General features: G+C 64.6%; 16 protein-coding genes and 2 pseudogenes. 13 read left to right on the top strand and 5 right to left on the bottom strand.

Annotation, left to right across the window (positions count from 1 at the left end; genetic code table 11):
* Positions 1 to 33 precede the first annotated feature (33 nt).
* The 12 genes from FJ414_RS04695 to FJ414_RS04750 all read left to right on the top strand — a co-directional run bounded on the left by FJ414_RS04695 (position 34) and on the right by FJ414_RS04750 (position 13248).
* Entirely contained in the window at positions 34 to 1689 is a 1656-nt protein-coding gene (locus FJ414_RS04695; protein WP_140641814.1) for an FAD-binding dehydrogenase, read from the top strand.
* A gap of 101 nt (positions 1690 to 1790) precedes the next feature.
* Positions 1791 to 2756 carry a 2-dehydropantoate 2-reductase N-terminal domain-containing protein gene (locus FJ414_RS04700; protein WP_140641816.1) on the top strand — a complete coding sequence of 322 codons (966 nt, stop codon included), beginning with the start codon at positions 1791 to 1793 and terminating at the stop codon, positions 2754 to 2756.
* Positions 2757 to 2852: 96 nt separating this feature from the next.
* Positions 2853 to 3173 carry a hypothetical protein gene (locus FJ414_RS04705; protein WP_246672298.1) on the top strand — a complete coding sequence of 107 codons (321 nt, stop codon included), beginning with the start codon at positions 2853 to 2855 and terminating at the stop codon, positions 3171 to 3173.
* 41 nt (positions 3174 to 3214) lie between these two features.
* On the top strand, positions 3215 to 4111 hold the full coding sequence (locus FJ414_RS04710; RefSeq protein WP_140641818.1) for an RNA polymerase sigma factor: 897 nt from the start codon (positions 3215 to 3217) through the stop codon (positions 4109 to 4111).
* Between the two features lie 183 nt (positions 4112 to 4294).
* Complete coding sequence (locus FJ414_RS04715) at positions 4295 to 4600, top strand: helix-turn-helix transcriptional regulator (RefSeq protein WP_140641820.1); 306 nt, start codon at positions 4295 to 4297, stop codon at positions 4598 to 4600.
* Positions 4600 to 6612, top strand: a complete 2013-nt coding sequence (gene hyfB / locus FJ414_RS04720; protein ID WP_181181534.1) for a hydrogenase 4 subunit B — start codon at positions 4600 to 4602, stop codon at positions 6610 to 6612. The genes FJ414_RS04715 and hyfB overlap by 1 nt, the downstream gene beginning before the upstream one ends.
* The gene (locus FJ414_RS04725) at positions 6603 to 7559 is read left to right on the top strand and encodes an NADH-quinone oxidoreductase subunit H (RefSeq protein WP_140641824.1); all 957 of its coding nucleotides are present in this window, start codon (positions 6603 to 6605) and stop codon (positions 7557 to 7559) included. The genes hyfB and FJ414_RS04725 overlap by 10 nt, the downstream gene beginning before the upstream one ends.
* Positions 7559 to 8221, top strand: a complete 663-nt coding sequence (locus FJ414_RS04730) for a hydrogenase-4 component E (RefSeq protein WP_140641826.1) — start codon at positions 7559 to 7561, stop codon at positions 8219 to 8221. Before FJ414_RS04725 ends, FJ414_RS04730 begins: the two co-directional genes overlap by 1 nt.
* Positions 8218 to 9669, top strand: coding sequence for a hydrogenase 4 subunit F (locus FJ414_RS04735; protein WP_140641828.1), 1452 nt, complete (start codon positions 8218 to 8220; stop codon positions 9667 to 9669). The genes FJ414_RS04730 and FJ414_RS04735 overlap by 4 nt, the downstream gene beginning before the upstream one ends.
* A gap of 5 nt (positions 9670 to 9674) precedes the next feature.
* The gene (locus FJ414_RS04740; protein ID WP_140641830.1) at positions 9675 to 11213 is read left to right on the top strand and encodes an NADH-quinone oxidoreductase subunit C; all 1539 of its coding nucleotides are present in this window, start codon (positions 9675 to 9677) and stop codon (positions 11211 to 11213) included.
* A 21-nt stretch (positions 11214 to 11234) separates the two neighbouring features.
* Positions 11235 to 11762: an NADH-quinone oxidoreductase subunit NuoB gene (gene nuoB, locus FJ414_RS04745; protein ID WP_140641832.1), complete on the top strand. Its 528-nt coding sequence runs from the start codon at positions 11235 to 11237 to the stop codon at positions 11760 to 11762.
* A gap of 250 nt (positions 11763 to 12012) precedes the next feature.
* Positions 12013 to 13248: an MFS transporter gene (locus FJ414_RS04750; RefSeq protein ID WP_246672299.1), complete on the top strand. Its 1236-nt coding sequence runs from the start codon at positions 12013 to 12015 to the stop codon at positions 13246 to 13248.
* A 47-nt stretch (positions 13249 to 13295) separates the two neighbouring features.
* On the opposite strand, the gene FJ414_RS04755 is transcribed toward FJ414_RS04750, so the two are convergent.
* Complete coding sequence (locus FJ414_RS04755; RefSeq protein ID WP_140641834.1) at positions 13296 to 13826, bottom strand: dihydrofolate reductase family protein; 531 nt, start codon at positions 13824 to 13826, stop codon at positions 13296 to 13298.
* A 137-nt stretch (positions 13827 to 13963) separates the two neighbouring features.
* Positions 13964 to 14068: pseudogene (locus tag FJ414_RS31645) on the bottom strand (LysR family transcriptional regulator); the annotation flags it as partial.
* A gap of 1 nt (position 14069) precedes the next feature.
* On the opposite strand from FJ414_RS31645, the pseudogene FJ414_RS04765 reads away from it, so the two are divergent.
* A pseudogene (locus FJ414_RS04765) lies at positions 14070 to 14318 on the top strand (NmrA/HSCARG family protein); the annotation flags it as partial.
* A 526-nt stretch (positions 14319 to 14844) separates the two neighbouring features.
* Here the strand turns inward: FJ414_RS04765 and FJ414_RS04770 are convergent.
* The 3 genes from FJ414_RS04770 to FJ414_RS04785 all read right to left on the bottom strand — a co-directional run bounded on the left by FJ414_RS04770 (position 14845) and on the right by FJ414_RS04785 (position 17794).
* Entirely contained in the window at positions 14845 to 16380 is a 1536-nt protein-coding gene (locus FJ414_RS04770; RefSeq protein ID WP_140641836.1) for an E2 ligase fold family C protein, read from the bottom strand.
* Between the two features lie 494 nt (positions 16381 to 16874).
* The gene (locus FJ414_RS04780; protein WP_140641840.1) at positions 16875 to 17492 is read right to left on the bottom strand and encodes a putative metal-binding protein; all 618 of its coding nucleotides are present in this window, start codon (positions 17490 to 17492) and stop codon (positions 16875 to 16877) included.
* Complete coding sequence (locus tag FJ414_RS04785; RefSeq protein WP_140641842.1) at positions 17489 to 17794, bottom strand: DUF2604 domain-containing protein; 306 nt, start codon at positions 17792 to 17794, stop codon at positions 17489 to 17491. Before FJ414_RS04785 ends, FJ414_RS04780 begins: the two co-directional genes overlap by 4 nt.
* Between the last annotated feature and the right edge of the window lie 184 nt (positions 17795 to 17978).

The following is a 17978-nucleotide window of genomic DNA, read 5'->3' on the forward strand; positions in this document are numbered from 1 at the left end:
TCCTGGAATTGCTTTGCCGGCCACGGAGGAAAAATGGCTGACGCGGACGTGATCATTGTCGGCGCGGGGCTGGCGGGCCTCGTCGCCGCGGCCGAGCTGGCTGACGCCGGCAAGAAGATCGTCATCGTCGACCAGGAGCCGGAGCAGTCGCTGGGCGGCCAGGCCTTCTGGTCGTTCGGCGGCTTGTTCCTGGTCGATTCGCCCGAGCAGCGGCGCATGCGCATCCGCGATTCCCACGACCTCGCGCTCGAGGACTGGATGTGCACGGCCGCCTTCGACCGTCCGGAGGATTTCTGGCCGCGCAAATGGGCCGAGGCCTATGTCGGCTTCGCCGCCGGCGAGAAGCGCTCATGGCTGATCGAGCGCGGCCTGAAATTCTTCCCCGTGGTCGGCTGGGCCGAGCGCGGCGGCGGCAATGCGACCGGCCACGGCAATTCGGTGCCGCGCTTCCACATCACTTGGGGAACCGGGCCCGGCGTGCTCGAACCTTTCGTGCTGCGCGTGCGCGAGGCGCAGAAGAAGGGGCTGGTGGAGTTCAGGTTCCGCCACCGGGTCAACGAGATCGTCCGCACTGGCGACACCGTCACCGGCGTGCGCGGCGACGTGCTGGAGCAGAGCAGCGTCGAGCGCGGCCACAAAAGCTCGCGCGCCGTGACCGGAGACTTCGAGCTCCATGCACAAGCGGTGATCGTGGCTTCCGGCGGTATCGGCGGCAACCACGAGCTGGTGCGCAGGAACTGGCCTGAGCGCCTCGGCGCGCCGCCAAAGCGCATGATCACCGGCGTGCCCGACCATGTCGATGGGCGCATGCTGGCGATCACCAAGGCTGCCGGCGGCTCGATCATCAACCGCGACCGCATGTGGCACTATGTCGAGGGCATCAAGAACTGGGCGCCGATCTGGACGGATCACGCGATCCGCATCCTGCCCGGCCCCTCCTCGATCTGGCTCGACGCACGCGGCAAAAGGCTGCCGGTGCCGCTCTACCCGGGCTTCGATACGCTCGGCACGCTCAGCCACATCATGGGCACCGGCTTCGACTATTCCTGGTTCATCCTGACCAAAAAAATCATCCAGAAGGAGTTCGCGCTGTCGGGCTCCGAGCAGAACCCCGACCTCACGGGGAAAAGCTGGCGGCAGGTGCTGGGGCGCGCAACAAGCGGCATTCCCGGGCCGGTGAAGGCGTTCATGGAAAAGGGCGAAGACTTCATCGTCGAGGCTGACCTTGCAAAGCTGGTGGCGCGCATGAACGCGCTGGCCGGCGGCGCGCCGCTGCTGGAGGTCACCCAGGTCGAGCGCGAGATCCGCGCCCGCGACATGCAACTCGACAATCCATTCTCCAAGGACGCGCAGATTACCGCGCTGCGCGGCGCCCGCGCCTATCTCGGCGACAAGCTGATCCGCACAGCCAGGCCGCACAAGATGCTCGATCCGGCGAACGGCCCGCTGATTGCGGTGCGCCTCAACATCCTGACCCGCAAGACGCTGGGCGGCTTGCAGACCGATCTCGACAGCCGGGTGCTCGACGCCGCCGGCCAGCCGGTGCCGGGTCTCTATGCGGTGGGCGAAGTGGCCGGCTTCGGTGGCGGCGGCGTGCACGGCTACGCGGCGCTGGAAGGCACCTTCCTCGGCGGCTGCATTTTTTCGGGGCGCAGCGCGGGGCGGGCGGCGGCAGCCACGATTGCGTGAACGCAGCGCCAGGGTGATCGCCGGTTCAGCGACAAAGCTGTAGGCTTTTTCGGTCAATCGTTGTCGACCGAAGTCCCAACTCCAATCACAGCGGGAACAGAATGCGCATCATCGTCTATGGCATCGGCGCGGTCGGCGGCGCTATCGCGGCCCAGCTCAGCTTTTCCGACCATGTGGTCATCGGCATCGCCCGCGGCAGGCAGCTCGATGCCATCCGCGCTGCGGGGCTGTCGCTTTCCACCCCGCAAGGCACCAGGATCGCGCGCTTTCCCGTCCATGCCGACCCGACGGAGATTTCCTTCAGGCCGGACGATGTCGTGCTCCTGACGATGAAGACCCCCGACACACTCGGCGCACTGCAGCGGCTCAACGCCGCCGGCGTAACGGCGCAACCCGTATTCTGTTTCCAGAACGGCGTTGCCAACGAGCCGCTGGCGTTGCGTTTCTTCGCCAATGTCTATGGCGCGACGGTGATGCTGCCGGCCGATTACGACACGCCTGGCCAGGTAGCGGCCTATTTCGCGCCCAGGATCGGCGCCTTCGATATCGGCCGCTATCCTTCCGGAATCGACGGTACAGTCGAGAAACTGTGCGGGGTTCTGAGCGCGTCCGGTTTCATCGTCGACCCCAGGGACAATGTGATGAGCAGCAAATATCGCAAGCTGCTGGCCAACCTTCGAAACATCATCGACGCCGCGCTCGGGGATACCGAGCTGCAGCGGAAATGGTATGCGAAGGCGCGAGCCGAAGCCGAAGCCGTGCTGAGCGCGGCCGGGATCGACTGGGACAAAAACGACGCCATGGCCCGTGAAGAATTGACAATCGGCACGGTCCCGGGCCGCGTGCGCGTCGGGTCGTCGACGCTGCAAAGCATCGTGCGCGGGACTGGGTCCCTCGAAACGGACTTCCTCAATGGCGAGATCGTCCTTCTCGGGCGGCTCAACGGCATGGCGACACCCGTCAACTCGGCCTTATGCAAACTGTCGATCGAGCTGGCCAGCGGCCGGATGCGACCGCAATCGGCCGGCGACGACACGATCGTCTCCATGATCGGCGGAAGCGGCTGATCGCAGGAGACGAATCGAAAGATAGTAACCCGCCCGGGAATCCTTTCGAGCCCATGGAACGTCTTCCTCACGCTGATCCGCAAACAGGAGACGACCATGACCTACAATCTCATCCGCTACGGCGTGAAGGACGCCAGCACCGCCGAGAACCGGGCGCTGGTGGCAAAGGTGTTCGAGGCGCTGGATGAAACGCAGCCGCAATCGGTGCGCTATCTGGTGCTGGAACTTGAGAATGGCGAATTCGTCCACCTCGTCGGCTACGACAAGGACAGTTCGGCGCTGACCGAGCTGGACGCGTTCAAGGCGTTCGGCGCCGATCATGCCGGGCGGCGTTCGACGCCGCTGGCGAGGTCGCCGGCGAAGATCGTCGGCAACTATCGTATGCTGGCCAAAGCCGGTGAAGCCGTGCCCGCCTGACCCGGGCACGGCTTGTGATCGGCGAGGCGAGAAAGAGGACGATGAGCTCAGCAGGGTTCGGCCGCGCGGAACTTGAAGCCATGCTCGTCGGCCTGCGGCCGAAACTGCACCGCTATGCGGCGCGCATGGCCGGCTCGGCGATCGACGGTGAGGACATCGTGCAGGAGGCGGTGGTGAAGGCGCTTGCCGCCCATGATGGCGGCGCGCGCGTCGAGCGTCCCGAGCAATGGCTGTTCCGCATCGCCCACAATGCGGCGCAGGATCATCTGCGCCGCCGCCAGCGGGAGCGTTCGCGAATGAGCGAGGCCGACATGACCGCGGTAGCGGACCTCTCCGCCAGCGCCGAGACGAGGCTCGCGACTGCCATGAGCCTGCGCAGCTTCATGCGGCTGACGCCGGCGCAGCGCAGCGCCGTGATCCTGGTCGACGTGCTCGGCCTCAGCCTGCATGAGACCTGCGAGGTGACGGGCGCGACGCTTGCCGCCGTCAAGGCAGCGCTGCATCGCGGCCGGGCGGAGTTGAAGGCATTGGCCGCGTTGCCGGACGACATGACCATGCCGAAGCTCGACCCGGAGGAGGAGCGTCGGCTGCGCCGCTATGTCGACCTGTTCAACGCGCGCGATTTCGATGGGGTGAGGATGCTGATCGCCGAGGACATCCAGGTCGACGTCGTCAACCGCGCCCGCCTCAACGGCAAGAAGGAAGCCTCGACCTATTTCGGCAATTACGACCGCATGAGCGACTGGGCGTTGTCACTCGGCTTCGTCGAGGCCCGGCCGGCGATCCTGATCCGCAACCCGCGAGCCGGCGATACGGTGCGCGGCTTCGTGCTGATCGACTGGCGCGGCGATGAAGTCGTCCGCATCCGCGATTTCCGCCACGCGCCTTATTGCGTCGCGGAGGCGGATATTCTCCTCGCCTCTGGCGAGCGGGCATGACGGCTCCGGACCGCGTTTGCTACTTCGCAATCGATCTTCCGCTGGCAAATGCCCATAGCCGACCTGCGGCTGCGGTTGCCATCAACATATATGTTTTATACATCAATCCTTGACGATAGAACATTTTAATGTAGGCTGCAGCACCGACACCTCATATCTCAGAACTGAACGAGAGAGTCGTCGGTGATAACCGCACCGCAATTGCGCGCCGCAAGATCGCTGCTCGGCATCGATCAACGCCGGCTTGCCGAATTGTCCGGCCTGTCGGTGCCGACGATCCAGCGCATGGAAGCCAGCGGCTCGATCATCCGGGGCAATGTCGATTCGCTGATGAAGCTGATCGCCGCGCTCGAGGCGGCCGGCATCGAACTGATCGGCGAAGGCGCGGTCAGCCAGGGCGGCGGTCGCGGCGTGCGGCTGAAGAGCGGGTTCGATCCGGCCAGGGCATCCGATGCCGGCGATGTCGAGCCTGGCGGGAGCCTGCCGTGATCTCGACCGTGGCTCTTCTGCTGTGCGGTCCTGCCGCGCTTCTGGCAACAGCCATCCTTGCCGCGGTCGTCAGCCGGCACACCACCGCGACGCGTCTGGTCTACGGCGCCGCGTTTGCCATTTCAGCCGCCCTGATCGTGATCGTTGCCAGCCATCTCGCCGGCAATTCCGGCGACGCGTCCGCCACCTTGCCGCTCGGCCTGCCCTGGACCGGCGCCCGGTTCCGCCTCGACGGCCTGTCGGCGTTCTTCCTCATCGTCGTCAATCTAGGCGGCGCCGTCACCAGCCTTTATGCCCTTGGCTACGGCCGGCACGAATCCGCGCCACATCGCGTGCTGCCGTTCTATCCGGCGTTCCTCGCCGGCATGAACCTCGTGGTGCTGGCCAACGACGCCTTCAGCTTCCTCTTGTCCTGGGAGTTCATGTCGCTCGCCTCCTGGGCGCTGGTCATGGCGCATCACCGCGACGACGCCAACCGACGCGCCGGCACCATATACCTGATGATGGCGAGCTTCGGCACGATGGCGCTGCTGCTTGCCTTCGGCCTGCTGGCGGGACCGGCGGGAACCTATGCGTTCGACGCGATGCGGACGGCGCATCCGGGCCCATTCGCGGCAGGCGCGGTGCTCGTTCTCATGCTGCTCGGCGCCGGCTCCAAGGCCGGCCTGGTGCCGCTGCATGCCTGGCTGCCGCTTGCCCATCCGGCGGCACCCAGCCACGTCTCGGCGCTGATGAGCGGCGTCATGACCAAGGTCGCCATCTACGGCTTCATCCGCGTGGTGTTCGACCTGCTTGGCGCGCCGGCATGGTGGTCGGGCGTCGCCGTGCTCCTCATCGGCGGCGTGACGGCAGTGCTCGGCATCCTTCACGCGCTGATGGAAAAGGACCTGAAGCGGCTGCTCGCCTATTCGACCATCGAGAATATCGGCGTCATCTTTGCCAGCCTCGGCCTTGCGCTCGCCTTCAAGGCGAACGCCATGCCCTCGGCCGCGGCGCTGGCCCTCACCGCGGCGCTCTTCCATGTGCTCAACCATTCCTTCTTCAAGAGCCTGCTGTTCTTCGGCGCCGGCGCGGTGCTGACGGCAACCGGCGAACGCGACATGGAAAAGCTCGGCGGCCTCATCCATCGCCTGCCGGTCACCAGCTTCGTCTTTCTCGTCGGCTGCGTCTCGATCTCGGCGCTGCCGCCCTTCAACGGCTTTGCCTCCGAATGGCTGGTCTTCCAGGCCATATTGCGCAGCCCCGAACTGCCGCAATGGGGGCTGAAGGTCATCGTGCCCGCGGTCGGCGGCATGCTGGCGCTGGCGGCGGCGCTGGCCGCGGCCTGCTTCGTCAAGGCATTCGGCATCACCTTCCTTGGCCGGGCGCGATCGGCGGTGGTGGAACGCGCGCATGAGGTCGACCGCTGGTCGCTGGCGGCGATGGCCGTGCTTGCCGCCTTCTGCCTGCTCGCCGGCATCCTGCCCGGCTTGGTCATCGACGGCCTGTCGCCGGTGACGCTTTCGCTCATCGGCGACCGCATGCCGGTGCAGATGGCCGAGCCCTGGCTGTCGATCGTGCCGATCGCCGAGAGCCGCAGCTCCTATAACGGCCTGCTGGTCTTCGCCTTCATCGCCATTTCGGCGTCGCTCGCGGCCTTCTTCATCCACCGCTTCGCCTCGCATGCGCTGCGCAGGGGCATTGCATGGGGGTGCGGCTTCGCCGACCCGGTGCCGGCCGCGCAATACACCGCCGTCAGCTTCGCGCAGCCCATCCGCCGCGTCTTCGGCAGCTTCGCGTTCCGCGCCCGCGAGACGGTGGACATGCCGGCGCCGGGTTCCCTCGAACCGGCGCGCCTCAAGGTGGATATGCATGATTTGGCCTGGGAGATCTTCTACCAGCCGATCGCCGGCGCGATCGATTTCGCCACCGGGCGCCTGAACCACCTGCAGTTCCTGACCATCCGCCGCTATCTGACGCTGGTCTTCCTCTACCTCGTCATCCTGCTCCTGGTGCTTGCGCTATGGCCGTGATCCTGGTGTTTGCCGTGCAGGGCGCGCAGATGTTTTCGGTGCTGTTGCTGGCGCCGCTTCTGATCGGTTTCGTGCGCAAGGTGAAGGCGAGGCTGGTGCGGCGGCAGGGACCCTCGGTGATCCAGCCCTATCGCGATCTCGTCAGGCTGATGCGCAAGGAGGTCGTGCTGGCGGACAACGCATCCTGGCTGTTTCGCGTGACGCCCTACCTGATTTTCGCCGCCACATGGGTCGCGGCGGCGCTCGTTCCGACCTTCGCCTCCGGCCTCCAGTTCAGCTGGGCGGCCGATCTCATCGTCATCGTGGCGCTGCTCGGCAGCGCGCGCTTCTTCCTGGCGTTGGCGGGGATGGACGTCGGCACCAGCTTCGGCGGCATCGGCGCCAGCCGCGAGGTCATGATCGCGTCGCTGGCCGAACCCGCGATGCTGCTCATCGTCTTCAGCCTGGCACTGGTGGCCGGCGCCACGCAGCTTTCGACTGTCGCCGCCTTCATGGGTTCGCCGCAGGTCGGGCTGCGGGTGTCGCTCGGCATGTCGCTGATCGCGCTCGTGATGGTGGCGATCGCCGAGAACGCGCGCATACCGGTCGACAATCCCGCCACGCATCTGGAGCTCACCATGGTGCATGAGGCGATGATCCTGGAATATTCCGGCCGCCATCTGGCGATGATCGAGCTCGCCAGCTTCCTCAAGCTGCTGCTCTACATGTCGCTGATCTCCTGCGTCTTCCTGCCCTGGGGGCTGGCGAGCGCCGGGACGGGGCCGCAAGCGCTGGCCATCGGCGCCGCCGCCTATCTCGGCAAACTCGCCGTGCTTGCCATCCTGCTCGCCGTGTTCGAGACGGCGGTCGCCAAGATGCGCGTCTTCCGCGTGCCGGACTTCCTCGGTGCTGCGCTGATGCTGGCGCTGCTCGGCACGCTCCTGCTGTTCGTCTCACGGAGCCTGTGATGAACGGTCTCACCTTCGACATCGCCCATCTGCTCGCCGGCAGCCTGGTGCTGATCTCCTTCATGATGCTCTACCAGGACCGGCTGTTCGCGCTGATCAACGTCTTTGCGCTGCATGCGGTGGTGCTGGCGCTCTCGGTGGCCTGGCAGGCCTACATTCAGGACGCGCATCATCTCTATATCACGGCGGCCATCGCGCTGGTCTTCAAGGCGATCGTCATTCCCGTCGGGCTGCATCGCATCATCCAGCGGCTCGGCATCCACCGCGACATCGAGACCGCCGTCGGCATCGGCCCGACCATGCTCGCCGGCATCGGGCTGGTGACGCTCTCCATGGTGCTGATGCTGCGGGTGACGCCCGAGGCCGACCCGCTCGCCCGCGAGGACCTCGCCTTCGCGCTGTCGATCATCCTGCTGGGGCTGCTGGTGATGGTGACAAGGCGCAACGCCGTCAGCCAGGTCGTTGGCTTCATGTCGCTGGAGAACGGCCTGGTGCTGGCCGCCACCGGCGCCAAGGGCATGCCGCTGGTGGTCGAGATCAGCGTCGCCTTCTCGATCCTGATCGCCTTCATCGTCATCGGCGTCTTCCTGTTCCGCATACGGGAACGGTTCGATTCGGTCGATGTCGGCGCGCTCGACGACTATCGGGGAGAACGCCGGTGAGCGGGTTCTCCTTCGACGCCGTGGCCGCGATCCTTTTCATTCCGGCCGCCGCCGCGGCCATTCTGGCGGCATTGCCGAACTACCGCATGACGGCGATCGTGAACGTGATAGCGAGCCTGCTCACCTTGCTCGCCGCGCTGTCGCTGTTCGTCACCGAGCGGCCGGCGCCGGGGCAATATCTCATCGTCGACGATCTCAACATCGTCTTCATCGTGCTCAACACATTCGTCGGCTTCACCACCAGCGTGTTCAGCGCCTCCTATATCGCGCATGAGCTGGAGACCGGCCGGCTGACCGCGCCGAACCTCAGATTCTACCACGCGATGTACCAGATCATGATGTTCGGCATGAACCTCGCGTTCGTGTCGAACAATATCGGCCTGATGTGGGTCGCGGTGGAGCTCGCCACGCTGACCACCGTGCTGATGGTCGGCATCTATCGCACGCATGAGGCCCTGGAGGCGGCCTGGAAATACTTCATCCTCGGCAGCGTCGGCATCGCGCTGGCGCTGTTCGGCACCATCCTCGTCTATATGGCCGCGCAGCCGGTCGTCGGCGAAGGCACCAACGCCATGGTCTGGTCGGTGCTGATCGAGAAGGCGGCGCATTTCGACCCAGCGCTGCTCAGCGTCGCCTTCATCTTCCTGCTGCTCGGCTACGGCACCAAGGTCGGTCTCGCGCCGCTGCATGCCTGGTTGCCCGATGCGCATGCCGAGGGCCCGACGCCAATCTCGGCGGTGCTGTCGGGCCTGCTGCTCAACGTCGCGCTCTACGCCGTGCTGCGCTTCAAGCTTTTGCTCGCGGCAAGCCCGCAGGCGATCGGCCCCGGACCGCTGATGGTCACGATGGGACTGACCTCGCTGATCTTCGCGGCCTTCATGCTCTACCGCCGCCGCGACATCAAACGCCTGTTCGCCTATTCCTCGATCGAGCATATGGGCATCATCGTCTTCGCCTTCGGCGTGGGCGGCCCGCTCGCCAACTTCGCCGGCCTGCTGCACATGGTCATGCACAGCCTGACCAAGTCGGCGATCTTCTTCGCCGTCGGCCATATCGCGCAGGTCAAGGGGACGCAGAAGATCTCCGAGATCAGGGGCCTGACCGAAAGCCATCCCGGCCTCGGCTGGGCGCTCGTCATCGGCGTCGTGGCGATCGCTGGCCTGCCGCCGCTCGGCATCTTCATGAGCGAGTTCCTGGTCGTCAGCTCGACCTTCGCCAGGCATCCGTGGCTGGCGATCCCGCTGGTGTTCGGGCTGCTGATCGCCTTCGGCGCGCTGCTGTTGCGGCTGACGGGGCTTGCCTTCGGCGAGCCGCGCGGCGGCATGGCGCCGGTCGAGGCGTCCTACGTGCCGATGTACTCGCACCTCGCCTTGGTGTTTGCCGCCGGCATCTATCTGCCGGCGCCGCTGGTGGCGTGGTTCCAGCACGTCGCCGGGATTCTGGGGTGATGCGCATGGTGAGGAAAAAAACGCCCGTGCTCGCCGATGTCATCGAAGCCGGTCGTCGGATCGAGCATCACGTTCCCTGGCCGCGCGCCGTGGTGACCGCGAAGGCCTGGAACCTCGCGGTCGAGCAGCTCGCCAATGGTCGCTGGAGCCTGCTCGGCCTGTGGGGGGAGCCGGACAAGGTGCATATGGCGCTTCTCGACGAAGCGCAGACCGTCGGCGTCGTCAGCCTGGATTGCCGCGGCGGCCGCTACCCGTCGGTCGGCCAGCACCATCCGCCGGCCTTGCGGCTGGAACGCGCCGCCGCGGACCTGTTCGGGCTGGCGCCGCAGGGCCTGCCCGACACCCGCCGCTGGCTCGATCATGGCCAATGGGGCGTCTCGCATCCGCTGGCCGTGCGGCCCGGCGGACCGGCGACCGCCGCCTCCTACCGGTTCCTCGCGGCCGAGGGTGAAAGCCTGCACCAGATCGCGGTCGGGCCGGTGCATGCCGGCATCATCGAGCCGGGGCATTTCCGCTTCACGGCCGGCGGCGAAACGGTGGTGCGGCTGGAAGAGCGGCTGGGCTATGTGCACAAGGGCATCGAGGGCCTGATGGCAGGCGCGCCGATCGACCGGGCCGCAAAACTCGCGGGCAGGACGTCGGGCGACAGCACGGTCGCTTATTCGCTGGCCTTTGGCCGCGCCGTCGAAGCCGCGCTCGGGCTCGAGGTTCCCGCGCGTGCAATCTGGCTGCGGGCGCTGATGGCCGAACTGGAGCGTCTTGCCAATCATCTCGGCGACATCGGCGCCATCTGCAACGACGCCGCCTTCGCGATCATGCACGCGCATTGCGGCGTGCTGCGCGAGCGCGTGCTGCGCGCCGCCGACGCTGCCTTCGGCCATCGCCTGATGCGCGACCGTATCGTACCCGGCGGCACGGCGAGCGATCTGGACGAGGCGGGGACGAGCGCCATTCGGTCGCTGGTCGCGGAGATCAGGCAGCGCTTCCCGCATCTGGCCGAACTTTACGACAACACGGCATCGCTGCAGGACCGCACGGTGGCGACCGGCCGGCTCACGGTCGAGCTTGCCCGGCAATATGCCGCCGGCGGTTATGCCGGGCGGGCGTCGGGCCGCGATTTCGACGCGCGCCGCGCCCCGGGTTACGCACCCTATGACGAGCTCGCCTTCGATGTGCCGGTGCTGCGGGAGGGCGACGTCAACGCGCGCGTCTGGATCCGCGTGCGCGAGGTCGAGCAGAGCCTGTCGCTGGTCGAGCAGATCCTCGGGCGGCTGCCCGCCGGCCCGATCGGCGTCGAGATCGCTGCAGCGGGCGATATTGCGGATGGACCGCGTGAGGGCATGGCGCTGGTCGAGGGTTTCCGCGGCGACATACTGGCCTGGCTGCGCATCGGCGAGAACGGCACGATCGAGCGCTGCCACCTGCGCGACCCTTCATGGTTCCAGTGGCCGCTGCTGGAAGCGGCGGTCGAAGGCAACATCGTCGCCGACTTCCCGCTCTGCAACAAATCGTTCAACTGCTCCTATTCCGGCCACGACCTCTAAGCCGGGCCAAGGCACACCGCCATGCGAAAACTGCTCTTCGAAAGCCTGATCCGCCCGCCCTTGACCGAGCGCCCGCCGCAATCGAGCGACGCGGCCGTCGACGAGCTGGCACGCGCCCTCGACGGGCTTGCCCGCAAGCGGCTCGGCCGGAGTCTGTCGATCCGCGCCGTGGACGCCGGCTCCTGCAACGGTTGCGAGCTTGAAATGCACGCGCTCAACAACGCCTTCTACGACATCGAGCGCTTCGGCTTCCGCTTCGTCGCGTCGCCGCGCCATGCCGACGTGCTTCTGGTCACCGGGCCCGTCACGAAAAACATGCGCGAGGCGCTGAAGCGGACTTTCGACGCGACCCCCAACCCGAAATGGGTGGTCGCGCTCGGCGACTGCGCCAGGGACGGCGGCTGCTTCGCCGGCAGCTACGCGGTCGTCGGCGGCGTGGCGGACGTGGTGCCCGTCGACCTGCACATTCCAGGCTGCCCGCCGGCGCCGATCGAGATCCTCAAGGGATTGATCGCGCTGCTCGACGGCAAGGCGGGCGCCCGCAGCTGACGGAGACGACGAGCCCGGCAATCGCATTTTCAGTGCGAGCCGAGCCGTGCTAGGATTTCGAAGAGAGGTCCGGGCCGCAAAATTCGAGAAGCTCGATTGCGCAGGCAGCAGGCCGGCCGTAGCGGCCGCCCGCAGATTTGGTGGGGCAAAAGATGGGAGGGGGCAGTTCGGCCGTATGGCCAGGGTTGGCGTTGGCCTGCACGCAGTGCCGGACCGCCGGGCGGCGCAGGCCGGGCGAAAGCAGGTCTTTTTGCACGAGCCAACCGATGCGCCGGCAGGCATGCCCTCCGCGCCGGACCTGATCGTCATGCGTGGCCGCTGGACGATCCTTGCAGTCCTCTTTGCCGCTCGCGCCGCAATGGCGGTGCAATTCCAGAGTATCGCGGCCATCGCGCCGGAGCTGGGGAAGACACTGAACGCCAATCTCGCCGATATAGGCGTGCTCATAGGCCTCTATTTCGCGCCGGGCATCGCGCTGGCGCTGCCGGGCGGTGCGATCGGACGGCGCTTTGGCGACAAGGCGACCGTGCTTGCCGGATTGGTCATGATGCTGGCGGGCGAGGCGCTGCTTTGCATCTCGACTTCATGGAGCGTGCAAATCGCCGGCCGGCTGATCGCGGGCATAGGCGGCGTGCTGTTGAACGTGCTCATGACCAAGATGATGGTCGACTGGTTCGCGGGCCGGCAGATCGCCACGGCGATGGCGATCTTCATCAACTCATGGCCGCTGGGCATTGCCCTCACGCTCGTCGCGCTGCCGCTGATCCAGGCTGAATTCGGAATTGCGGGCGCGCAGATCGCGGTCATGGCGCTTATCGGCACAGCCCTGGCGCTGGTGGGGCTTTTCTACCGGCCGCCAGGCCAGTCCGCCGCTCCGGTTTCGGCGCAAGACGCGCGACTGGGGCTGCCGGCCGTCTGGGCCGTGCTGCTGGCAGGCTTGATATGGGCCTTCTACAATGTCGGCTTCGCCATGATCTTCAGTTTCGCGCCGTCGATGCTGGTCGAGCGCGGCTGGTCGACGGCCGCCGCCGGCTCGGCCGTCAGCATCGTGCTGTGGCTCGCGGCCCTATCCGTTCCCCTTGGAGGTTACCTCGCGGACCGCGCGGGAAGCCGCAATACGCTGCTTGCCGCAAGCTGCCTGGCTTTCGCTGCGCTGATTGTGCTGTTGTGGCGGGGCTCGCCGGTGCCGCCCACATTGGTTGCGCTCGGCCTCGTCTGCGGGCTCCCAGCCGGATCAATCATGAGCCTGCCGGCGCGGGTGCTGGCGCCGGCGACGCGAGCGCTGGGAATGGGACTCTTCTACACGGTCTACTACGCCACGATGCTGATCGCGCCCTGGCTCGGCGGCAGGCTGGCGCTTTGGACTGGCCACGCAGGCGCAGCCCTCGGCCTCGGCTCGGCGGCACTTATGGCCTGTCCGACGCTTTTGTGGGGGTTTGAACGCTGGCTGCTCGTGCAGGCCCGAACGGCGCCGCGCGCGAGCTGAGACCTTACGAATTTTCGACAAGCGGAGGCGCGCCGGACGTCGCGAGATCAGGCCGGAGCGTAGGTCAACCTGATCACATCTTCGCCGATCCGATCATGCGCCATCAGGCGGAGCGGTGGTCGGGGTCCGGCGAAATAGGGCTTGCCGTGACCAAGCACGACCGGGTGCAGGTAGATCCGATATTCGTCGATCAAGCCCAGTTCGGCGAGGCTTCGCGCCAAGTCCGGGCCGGCGACTTCGATCTCGCCGTCGCGCTCGGCCTTCAGCTTCCGCATTGCGCCCTCAAGATCATCTTCGACGAGCGTGGCGTTGGGACCTACAGACTTCAACGAGCGCGAGACGACCCATTTCGGCTGGCGCCGCCACGCCGCCGCGTAGGCAAGCCGCTCGGCATCCCACTCGGGATGCTCGTCGTCCCAATAGCGCATGATCTCGTACATGCGGCGACCGTAGACGCTGCCCGACTGCCGCTCAGCCTCCGCGATGAAGTGGCGGAAGAGCGTGGGGCTTGGCCCGAACGCCGTATGATCGACATAGCCGTCCAGCGACTGGTTCATTCCGAACACGAGCTTGGCCATTGCCTGCTCCTCACATGGATTCGCGCGATCTGATTGCGTTGTGCAATCGGTCTAGGTTAGGTCGACTGATTTTATTTTGCAATTGGTTTTGACGCGCATGAACGCCTTCGATGGCGCGTCGATCGCGGCTTTCCTGTTCATTCGCCGATATAGGCCGCCAACTCATCAGGCGTCCCCTTGGGAAAGGCCCGTTTCAGATGATCGAGGAATGCCGATACCCGAGCGCTTAGCAGGCGCCACGCGGCCGCGATCTGGTCGGATGTCCTGGGCCGCCCGGTCGCCTATGGCGGCGATGACCCCACCGGGTTCGAGCAGAATCTGGCGGCCTTCATGCCGAAGTGGATGGCCTACGAGATGCGCCTGATGGCCGAGCGCTATGTCAGCGACGGCATGATCCCGGAAGTCGGCGACGTCGAGCGTCTGACCAAGGTCCTGGGCCGCCCGCTGCACTCCTATCGCGACTTCGCGACCGAGATCGCGACTTCTGCCTGACGGCCGGAGCGTAGTTTGGCGCGCCGCGCCGGGTGATGATGAGAACTACGTCTACGCTATAGCCCTCCTTTAAGTCGGTTCGAATACCGCGTTCAAATCCTGTCCCCGCAACCGATTTTATCATAAATCAATAACCGTCCCGGTCTAACCCGGGGCGGTTTTTGCGTTTAAGGGCGGTTCGGCGTTCAGAATGGCTGAGTTACCGCCCGACCACCCGGCCTCGGCGTGATCGCGGCTCGATACGCTGGGTGAGCCTGTCGCGAGCACCAGGTTCGTGCGGTCCGCATTGTGTGCCTATCTACGGATCGTCAAGTTGCCCAGGGCTGCCGGTCGGCAATGCGCCTGATAGCAGACATTGGGGCGGCAAGTTTGTATGCTACAGTCGCGCCTACCTGCCCTCTGTGGACTCGATGGCGGTTGTCAGCTTTTGCAGCGCTTCGGCCGTGAGATGCATTACCTCTCATGGCGTCGGCATCAGAGGGCTGCAGCCGCTAGTGGCGCCACGGCGGCGGGAAATTCATCGCCGTCAGTGCGACGCCACTGGTTTATATCTTGCCCGATATGCATCCAGATAGTCCGCATCTTGGCAGATACAGCGCCCCAGACGATCCTTTGCTCTGCGCTCTGTTATCACGTCAGAGGGCATTTTGCGGAGCAAGTTTAGCTTCGCGGTTGTCCACCTAGGCGTATCCCCGCGGGCGGCGCGTTTGACGATTTCTGCTGCGAGCATGATGCCGGCCATCGCTGACTGGAAGGCCATCGGAACTTCGACGCGTACGGGGTTATTGCCCCCTGTCAGCTCAAAGACCACGCCTCCACATATCGCTCCCTGATATAAGGTTCTTAGCGGCTGGCCAACAAATCGGAGTAGCGGCCCAACAGGGACCGTCAGGCGGCTTGCGATCTCATGCATTAATTCCACGTTGACGGGCGCGCCACTGTGAAGCATGGGTCGCACGATATCCATTTTTCGGTCCTCGAGGCCTAGTGCCTGAGCAATGACCTGATCTTCATCCGGAACGGATCCAGTAGGAAGATAAAGACACGCCAGGCAGGCCAGTTCGCCATCGAAGCGATGATGCGACACGCCAAGATCCCCCCGCTGCGTCCAACTGTTGATGGCCCAGCGAGGCAAGGTAGCTTGGACCGCGATGCGATCAGACGCTGTATCTAGTGCGATCGCAACGTGCTGCAGCGAGTGCGACCCCGCTAGGGTCTGCCATTTGTAAGGGTGCTCCTCAATCGACAAGCGAGCTTGAGATGTCAGGTGACGTCGGGCAAGCTTCACCTTGCTGCGGCCGACGTCCTTTTCCAGAGCTAGTACATAGCGCTGCAGGTTACCTTGGTCGATCTCCTCGTCGTCGACGATCCCCAACTGCCCTTGGAGGCCGGGCACGCGCGCGAGGGCCCATACCGCACCGTTGCCGATTGCACCTAGTCCTAACAGGAACACGGCATCGAGGATGGTGTTCGTCTCAAGCGGCGGGTTGGCGTCGGATCCAGGCGCGTAGTCAAACAGTGAGAACGAAACAGAACGGTCCACCGTCGCCCCGCCCATCTGCTCGTTGAATATCACTCGAAACAAATTCGATGCCGCGATGCACGCTGCCGCGCCTGCACCGAACATATTGCTACTATTGCCGGAACCCACCGGCTGCTCTGTCGAGAATTTGGCCATCCAACCGTCAGACCCCAAGAACATCTGAGGGCAGGCGACATCCGGGCTTGCCGAGCCGACGACCAGGCACTGCGAAGGCGCCCCTACGCGTGGGCGGACTATATCGATTTGTCCGTTTATAGAGCGCGCTAGCGCACTGAGGCTACGTGCCAACTTCTTGGCCTCGTCGCCTTCCGGAAGGAAACAGATATTGGGGTAAAGGCGGGCGACCAGCCGGACCGCGAGATCTAGCGATGCTCTGCCCTCGCTAGAGCAGGCACTTTCGTCAAAGGCAATTCCAATCACCAACCCGTTCAGTAGCTGCTCGAAATCCTTTGTCAGGAATCCCTGCAGCACTTGCGAGGCGGCGGTTGCGGCACGGCCGAAATAGCTTGCGAGCGCCATGCTAGGTCAATCCACAATTTCAATGAGACGTGCTACATCCACGGCGGTTACGGGGATCCAGTCACCGGCGCCGTTAAGCCGATAGACGGCCGTTTGGGACAAATCCGCCGGCCCTCTCGCGAAGTCTGGAACGACCAGGGAAAGCGAGCCTACTGTCGTTGCTAACGCATTATCGTCGTCAGTGTCGGAGTGATACGCATCCGTAGGGTGGCTGTGAATCTGCGCCAGGATGCGTAGACCATTATCGAAGAGCCAAACGTTGATACGGTGCAACTCGGCCCCATCGACTAGCACGCCGACACCAGCAGGGCCACGAATGAGCCTCTGCTCCGGAATGAGTGCACGTTCCACTGTGGCTGTGCCCGCTCCTATGCGACCGACCCAAAGGCCCAGTCCCTCGTATCCGGATCGCCCTACCTCGACTAGATGCGCGTGCACATCATCGAATGCAGCCCGGGGGACAATGAATTTTTCGGCAGTGGCAAGGCTGCTCCTTACCTTGGAAAGGCCGCCGGGTTGTGCTGGAACCCCGCGAAGGCGATCTGAATGTGGTAATTGGCCGCTTGGATCGGGTTGATTCCGCTGGCCCAGATTTGCTCTAGAATAAAGTGCAAGGAGCCTTCTCCAGAGCGACGATGCAAAAGCCATGAGTCACCTGTATGGGCCGGGTGGTCGTGGTATTCGCGTACCCCGGGCAAGCAAAGGAAAGGGACATCGTCAGGGTCGTGTGCCTGAAGCAAAGATTGAGCCGGTAGACGTTGTTGCTGCGCTAGAGCCGTTATCGTTTCAGGCGAGGCATTTTCGACGCCCTTCAAACGGAGCATCTGGAAGCCCAAGTTCTTGAAGGGCAGTTCCGCGCCGGTACCAGGATCTACGAATTTCACCGACGGTGGGGCAAGGTCGTAGTTGGTAAAATCCAATCGCACTGCGCAAACCAGTGCCGGGGGCTTAACTTTAAGGGCGGCAAACAACACGACTACCGTCGGAAACTCGGCCTCGACAAGGAACCAGCCTCGCCGACGATATATATGGTCAAGCTTTCGGTACTGCGCGACTTCGCGGTCATACTTGCGCCTAGAAACCGACTCGTCGACGAACTGACCTTCGATCAACCTGCTGCACCGGCCTTGAGGCTCAGGAACAACTTCTGGCCCTCAATGATCCCAAGGTCCTCGATCTTCTTACTTGCATCTAGGACAACTCCTGCCTCGTCCTTCAGCTCCCAGTTCTCCGGCGGCTGGCCGACGTTCCCGGAATCAGCTAGCGCCTTAGCGATAACTGTATGCAACGGCGACTTGACATTGGCTTCCACAGCCACTGGCTCACCATTAACAACGATAGTCAGAGTTATTCTGTTTTTTGGGCCGGCTGTCGGCGCCGCTGTTTCAGGTGAACTTTTCGGGGGCTTTGCCATATTCTAACCGTCCATGTTAAGGTTCCGCTATTACTACCACGGGCCCACCTCTGGGCCTAGGGTAAACTTTCGGTTTCTGTCAATCCACGCTTTGGGCCAGAAGCTGCTGCGGCGTGGGTACGAGGGCGAACAATCGAATGGAAGAACTACGTCGCAGACAAGCGGAACAAGGACCGCTCACCAC

The sequence above is a fragment of the Mesorhizobium sp. B3-1-6 genome (assembly GCF_006439555.1).
GTDB lineage: Bacteria > Pseudomonadota > Alphaproteobacteria > Rhizobiales > Rhizobiaceae > Mesorhizobium.

Excerpts from the sequence above, each read along its gene's own strand:
- FJ414_RS04740 (WP_140641830.1), top strand. The coding sequence starts at position 9,675 with ATGGTGAGGAAAAAAACGCCCGTGCTCGCCGATGTCATCGAAGCCGGT.
- FJ414_RS04705 (WP_246672298.1), top strand. The coding sequence starts at position 2,853 with ATGACCTACAATCTCATCCGCTACGGCGTGAAGGACGCCAGCACCGCC.
- FJ414_RS04700 (WP_140641816.1), top strand. The coding sequence starts at position 1,791 with ATGCGCATCATCGTCTATGGCATCGGCGCGGTCGGCGGCGCTATCGCG.
- FJ414_RS04725 (WP_140641824.1), top strand. The coding sequence starts at position 6,603 with ATGGCCGTGATCCTGGTGTTTGCCGTGCAGGGCGCGCAGATGTTTTCG.
- FJ414_RS04770 (WP_140641836.1), bottom strand. The coding sequence starts at position 16,380 with ATGGCGCTCGCAAGCTATTTCGGCCGTGCCGCAACCGCCGCCTCGCAA.
- nuoB (WP_140641832.1), top strand. The coding sequence starts at position 11,235 with ATGCGAAAACTGCTCTTCGAAAGCCTGATCCGCCCGCCCTTGACCGAG.
- FJ414_RS04755 (WP_140641834.1), bottom strand. The coding sequence starts at position 13,826 with ATGGCCAAGCTCGTGTTCGGAATGAACCAGTCGCTGGACGGCTATGTC.
- FJ414_RS04785 (WP_140641842.1), bottom strand. The coding sequence starts at position 17,794 with ATGGCAAAGCCCCCGAAAAGTTCACCTGAAACAGCGGCGCCGACAGCC.
- FJ414_RS04730 (WP_140641826.1), top strand. The coding sequence starts at position 7,559 with ATGAACGGTCTCACCTTCGACATCGCCCATCTGCTCGCCGGCAGCCTG.
- FJ414_RS04710 (WP_140641818.1), top strand. The coding sequence starts at position 3,215 with ATGAGCTCAGCAGGGTTCGGCCGCGCGGAACTTGAAGCCATGCTCGTC.
- FJ414_RS04695 (WP_140641814.1), top strand. The coding sequence starts at position 34 with ATGGCTGACGCGGACGTGATCATTGTCGGCGCGGGGCTGGCGGGCCTC.